This window comes from Nitrobacter winogradskyi (assembly GCF_006539545.1).
In the GTDB taxonomy this organism is placed as follows: domain Bacteria; phylum Pseudomonadota; class Alphaproteobacteria; order Rhizobiales; family Xanthobacteraceae; genus Nitrobacter; species Nitrobacter winogradskyi_A.
This window is the reverse complement of record NZ_BJNF01000063.1, coordinates 1-5,827: the sequence shown is the minus strand read 5'-3', so window position 1 is coordinate 5,827 and position 5,827 is coordinate 1. Positions and strand designations below refer to the sequence as shown.

Annotated in this window: 5 protein-coding genes; 3 read left to right on the top strand and 2 right to left on the bottom strand. The window is 58.6% G+C overall.

The window, feature by feature from the left end; translation table 11 throughout:
• Nucleotides 1-54 precede the first annotated feature (54 nt).
• Nucleotides 55-558: a peptide-methionine (S)-S-oxide reductase MsrA gene (gene msrA / locus NWI01_RS11950; RefSeq protein ID WP_141384064.1), complete on the bottom strand. Its 504-nt coding sequence runs from the start codon at nt 556-558 to the stop codon at nt 55-57.
• Between the two features lie 586 nt (nt 559-1,144).
• Here msrA and NWI01_RS11945 point away from each other — a divergent pair.
• Complete coding sequence (locus NWI01_RS11945) at nt 1,145-1,375, top strand: hypothetical protein (protein ID WP_141384063.1); 231 nt, start codon at nt 1,145-1,147, stop codon at nt 1,373-1,375.
• A gap of 1,198 nt (nt 1,376-2,573) precedes the next feature.
• Nucleotides 2,574-4,118, top strand: coding sequence for a tyrosinase family protein (locus NWI01_RS11940; protein ID WP_141384062.1), 1,545 nt, complete (start codon nt 2,574-2,576; stop codon nt 4,116-4,118).
• Between the two features lie 79 nt (nt 4,119-4,197).
• Here the strand turns inward: NWI01_RS11940 and NWI01_RS11935 are convergent, their stop codons facing one another.
• A complete protein-coding gene (locus tag NWI01_RS11935; protein ID WP_141384061.1) occupies nt 4,198-4,713 on the bottom strand; it encodes a hypothetical protein in 516 nt (171 codons plus the stop codon).
• A gap of 68 nt (nt 4,714-4,781) precedes the next feature.
• Between NWI01_RS11935 and NWI01_RS11930 the strand changes: the two genes are divergently transcribed.
• Complete coding sequence (locus NWI01_RS11930) at nt 4,782-5,564, top strand: hypothetical protein (RefSeq protein WP_141384060.1); 783 nt, start codon at nt 4,782-4,784, stop codon at nt 5,562-5,564.
• The last annotated feature ends 263 nt before the right edge of the window (nt 5,565-5,827 follow it).

Genomic DNA, 5,827 nt, shown 5'->3' with positions numbered 1-5,827 from the left:
CTTCGCTCGAAAACGCTCCAGCTATCAATCACCGGCTGCCGCCTGACCAGCCTCCTATTTGCGTGGCAGCTTCCACTCCGGCCGGACGAAATGGCAGGTGTAGCCGTTTGGAAAACGCTCCAGGTAATCCTGATGCTCGGACTCGGCCTCCCAGAATGGTCCGGCCGGCTCGACATCGGTGACGACATAACCAGGCCAAAGACCGGAGGCGTCGATCTCGGCGATGGTTTCTTCCGCGATCCGCTTCTGCTCATCGCTCGTGTAGAAGATCGCCGAACGGTAGCTTAGGCCCTGATCGTGACCCTGACGATCCTCCGTGGTCGGATCATGGATCTGGAAAAAGAACTCCAGCAGCTGCCGATAGCTGGTCACCGCCGGATCGAAGTTGACTTCGATGGCCTCGGCATGATCGCCGTGATTGCGGTACGTGGCGTCCGGCACGTCGCCGCCGGTGTAGCCGACCCGGGTCGAGATCACGCCGGGATACCGGCGCAACAGAGCCTGCATACCCCAGAAGCAGCCGCCGGCAAGAACCGCACGTTCCGTAGAAACCGTCATACCCACCTCTCTCCTGGAGCTTCGCTTCTGCCAGAATTAGGAGCGAAGCTCCAGATTGTTGTTCTGACGCGCTTTCTTCACGCGAACCGAGCATCCGCCCTAGGGGCTCAAGCCCGAGGACATGCTTTGCTCGAAAAGCTATAGCGCACCTCATGGCTCGCGCCACATCTGACATCAGATCTGGATATCACCGGCCGGCGATCAAGCCGGTCCACCCGCTGCGGGCGGCGCCCCGGATCCCGACCCGATGTTTGAAAGTATAGCTTCGGTCGGTTCGCTCAGGGCCGGTCTTGCATGTCATCACGGAGACGAAGGACCCATGATCTTGGAGCCCATGATCTTGATATGACGCATTTTCTTCATGCGAACCGGCACCCATCCTTGGGGCTCAAGCCCGAGGATATGCTGCGCTCGAAAACGCTAAAGCCACCGCGAGTTACACCACGGAACGACGTCGGATCGATTATCCTGCCCATTGCATATTCGGAGAATCCTCGCAACCGGATTCGCCAGTTGCATCACAGCACGATACCGAGCTATTCGGAGGGTCACCCGAGACCAATCTCGAAGCAAAATGAGGACTGGAATGCCGATCAAGCTGGACGAAACGAAGTTTGCCCTGGACGGTCACGCACCTTTCGGGAAGCTGTGGGGCAGACTGTTGATCGAGGTCGTGGATAAAGAAACCGACATCAGACAGACCGTGCACCTCGAGGTTCTTCTCGATAACGGCGACAGAACCAACTTTCTCCAGCACGAAAAGCTGGCGCGTGCAGAAGCCAAGAAGCTGCTGACCCAGGTCGCAGAGCAACTGTAACTCACCTACCCTCCGCTGAACGGACACTCCGCCTGAAACGCGCCCCGGCGTTTCGCTAAGCGCGGGGCGATCTTCGATAATCAACCTCAACGGAATGCCACGCCCCTCATTGCCCAAATGCTTGCCGCATTTGGGCAATGATGCTTGCACCTGGCTCCGGCGATTCGCGGGCGACTTCCAGAGAACTCAGTCCTTCTCTCGCTGCTTTGACCGGACGATCCTCCAGAGGCCCGGTCACCATCCGGCCGCCATCGAAGACGTTCGGAGAACCGTGCCGCCGAAGCGGCCACGCCAGCATTGCATCAATACCAGCTTGCATTCGTCTCGAACGTTAGCCATTGCGACGATCGCCGTTCTCGGCGCCTTCGGTGTCGTTCACTGTCAGCGAAAGAAGTCCGTTCGAGGCACTTTTCTTCTTTGCAACGACCAGCCATGGCTGGAGAGGACATCGCGGATTTGCGCCCGCAACCAACGACGATGCGTCAGTTCATAGAAAACAAAAGGCGTCCTCATCGTTCGTCCATGCACGCCACGCCGACAACTTCATCGAGCGATTCTAAAACATGCAGACATTCGAATTTGAGTTCGCTGGATTGGCTTAACTCAGCGTTCATCAAACAGACAGCAAGCTGTAAAGCGTTTTCGAGCGAAGTGGATGCCGGGTCGCGTGAAGAAAACGCGTCAGATCAAAATCATAGAGCCACGCTTCTGACTCTGTCGGCGCGGAAAGGCTCCAGGATAATCAGTTCACCGCTTTCTGAACCTTGTTGACGACATCGGGTAGTCGCGCGCAAACTTCAATGCCTCGGCTGACAATAGAGTCTGGTTCATTGCGTTGAATCAGATTCTGACATTAATTTTTTAATCGAGCATGATCTTATCCGAAAACCGGTTTCCACTTTACGCTGGTGCGGCCCTTTGGGTCGGAATCATGCTCCAGCTGCAACGCCATGCCCTTTCTTTTCTTTCTCGATCAGGCCTTTCTCGATCAAGCGGCTTCGAAAAGATGCGCGCGAATGTATCGACTCAATATGCATGACGCGTTCGACGGGATTGGCCGATAGCTTACGCCGGAGTCGTCACGCCGTGATGGCTCCAGCCCACAGCGGCCGTATCGCGACTGACAATTCAGAATCAGTATTCTTCCGCAAGTGTATGTTCGACACCGGCGATCACGCCGCAACATGGGGGTAGTGACATGACAACGACACGACGGACGGTTCTTCTGCAGGGAGGAGCAATCGGCGCCGGCCTCATCGCCGCGAATGTATCCGCGGTGCGCGCGCTTGCGGCGACGAAGACGCCTCCTGTCCGGCGTTCATTGCAGGGGCTTGCCTGGAACGATCCCATCGTCGCGACTTATCGCGATGCGGTCGGCATCATGAAACAGAAGCCCGCCAATGATAAGTTCAACTGGGTGCAACTCGCGAATTTTCACGGCAACATCAGCACCGGATTCCGCTATTGCCCGCATGGCGACTGGTACTTCCTGCCGTGGCACCGCGCTTTTACCGCGATGTACGAACGTATCGTTCGGAGCCTGACCAAGAATCAGGACTTCGCCATGCCCTACTGGGACTGGACGGCGAGCCCGACAATGCCCGAGGTGTTCCTGCCGGAGAAGACCCCGGACGGAAAGACCAACTGGCTGTGCGTGAATGAGGACGGCAGGAAACGGACGTGGCCGCCGACACAGCCGATGCCGGCGAACATCGTGGGGCCCGCGGTTCTCAGTACGATTCTCAACGCGTCACCTTACGAGGTTTTCGGCACCAGCCGTCCCGCGGGCCAGAACTCGCTCGATCCTTCCTGGATCACCGGCGGAGGCGGCGTGCAAGGCACGCTTGAAGCGACACCGCACAACCAGGTCCACAACAACATCGGTGGCTGGATGCCAACAGCCGCATCGCCGCGCGACCCGATATTCTTCATGCACCACGGCAATATCGACCGCATCTGGGCGCTGTGGAATCTCAAGCATCAGAACAGCACCGATCCGCTCTGGACCGACATGCCGTTCAAGGAAAACTACCTCAATCCGGACGGGTCGTTCTGGTCTCCTAAAGTGTCCGACCTCTATGTTCCCGAAAAGCTGGGTTACAGCTATGGCTTCACGCAGACTGCGGTCGTCGCCAGCAGCGCCCGAACAATGACCCTGGAGCGCTCGCTTAACGCCGTTCTCGGAGCGAAGGCTGCCTCCAACGTTGAGGCCGGCAAGGTCGAGACCGCGGTGGTTGAAAACAACAAGAGCGCGACGCCTGGCGCCGCGCTGGCTCTCAAAATCGAGGTGCCGCAGGCTGCCTTGCAGGGCGTCGTGCGGAGCGCTCCCGTAGGCTCCGGATTCGACACCATGGACTTCGCCGCGGCTCGCGAGGCATCGGCGCGCGGAAGCCGCGCTCTGGCCATTCTCCGGAATGTCGCCATCACCGATCCGAGCACGACGACGATCCAGATTTATCTGGGCGATGAACCTGTTCCAGCCGACGCATCCCCCTCGGACCGCCGCTATGTGGGTAGTTTCGCCATGCTCGATCACGGTGGCGGCGGCCATGGCGCGCACGGCGACCACGAACTTCCATCCTTCGTCCTCGATCTTACCGATGCCCTTCAGAAGGTTTACGGTTCGGCCGGAACGATTCCAGGCACCATCGGGTTGCAAATCGTCGTGGGCAATGAGACCGGTAACGGCAAGGTAGGCAGTGCGACGCCGCAGCGCGTCGAGGTCGTCTTGGTTTCGGGATAGTCTTGCGTCATGAGGGAAGACGGCGCCGATGAAGCGGACAAAAGGTTGCGCGATTCGAGCCGTCTTCGCTGTGGCGGCGTTATCGGCCCTCGAAATGGCAGCAGCAGAAGAGAATGACGCGCGCGCCCGCGTCAACGCTCCGGCGCGGGTCGCGATCGCGCCGGCGCGTCAACCGCCGCAAGATGATGCCGGACGGCTTGTCGTCACGGTCACGGGTTTCAAGCCCGCGGTGGCTGGCACGGTCGAAGGCGTCGTCCTGATCCCTTGCGGAACCGAGGAGCGTGAGATCGGGCGGTTCGGCATCTTCCCACAGCAGCCCTTCGCCGCGGGGAACAACACCAAACCCCAACGATTCGGTTTTGCTTTGCCTGCTGGTTGCAAGCCGTCGCAGGTCACCGTGCGGGTTGAGCCCAGTGCTGGTGATGGCAGCGGCGCTGAACTCGTCATCGGCGAAGTTGCCATTGAATAGGATCAGACGAAACCCGCGCTTCTTCTTCCTCATTACGGAAACGGCGCTCCAGTCGGCGAGCTTATAAGAGCGATTTTGATCCATGCCGGAAAATTGATTGGCGTTGATGGAGGTGTAGCGAGACACTGCAGGAACTAAGTGTGCACGCTGATGTTAAGGCCGCAAATGTGTGATGCGATTTTGAGGAGCCTTTCATGTGCGATTACAGCCTGCATCACGTCTCCTCGCGACCCGCCCAGGTAGGCGACAAACTGGTCACGATGGATTTTGCGCGATCAAACGCGCGTGGCTTCGCTGCCGTCGGTGAAATCGGAACCCGGCTCGTCGTTCACGATGACGCGCCGCAGATGGCAGTTTGCCTGCTTCCCGGAACGGAACTCGCCTTTGACGCCGTCGTCGAACATGATCGCGCTTTCAGCCCCAAAGTTTTCGGCGTGCGAATTTTTGGCAAGGCGCGCGTGAATTATACGGTCGCCAGCTTCCGTCAGGTCGACCTGGATGATCCCTACGTCCAGCATGATGCGTTGGAGTTTCCCGACGGAGAGATCGTAAAGATCAACCGCCTGATAGAAGGTCAAACGGCTACCGTTCTTCAACTGCCCGCGGCTTTGCCTGGCAACGATCTCGACCATGAGCATGCTCACGCCGGATCCATCGTTCCGCTGCATGCTTCACGTCTCGTTCTGAACCGTGCGCTGCCTGAATCCGGAGCAGCGTCGATCCTGGTGCCAAATCTAGGCGTGGCGACGTTATGGGACGCTTTGCGCGGCACGGCCGTCAGTCTACGGGTCTCGTTGATGCAGGCTTTCCAGCGCTTGACCGCTCGCAAGCCTGATCTTCACTCGGCTCTGCCAGAAGCGGGCTCTCATAGCATCGTGCCCGTGATCGCATCACCGCAGACATCCGCGAATCCGACATCGGATAAGTCGGTTGGCGAGACCGAAGTCAAATCGTCTGCTGAGTTGCCTTCGGCTTAGTCCGCGCCAGGAATCCGGCCTAAGGCACGAACGTCATCTTCGTGGTGAACCTGCGACCCGAAGATACTCATGCAGTAAGAAATCGCAGGATCGCAGCGAGACGACGGTCGTTCGAGCTGCACCAACACAGCCATCGCAAACCCGTGGTGCCGGCCACGAGAGGGATAATCATGACGCATCTCCCGGCGAGATGCGCCACGCTAGCAGCGTTACAGACGAGAGACACAAGAACGATCCCGCGCCAACAAGCTCAAACAATAACG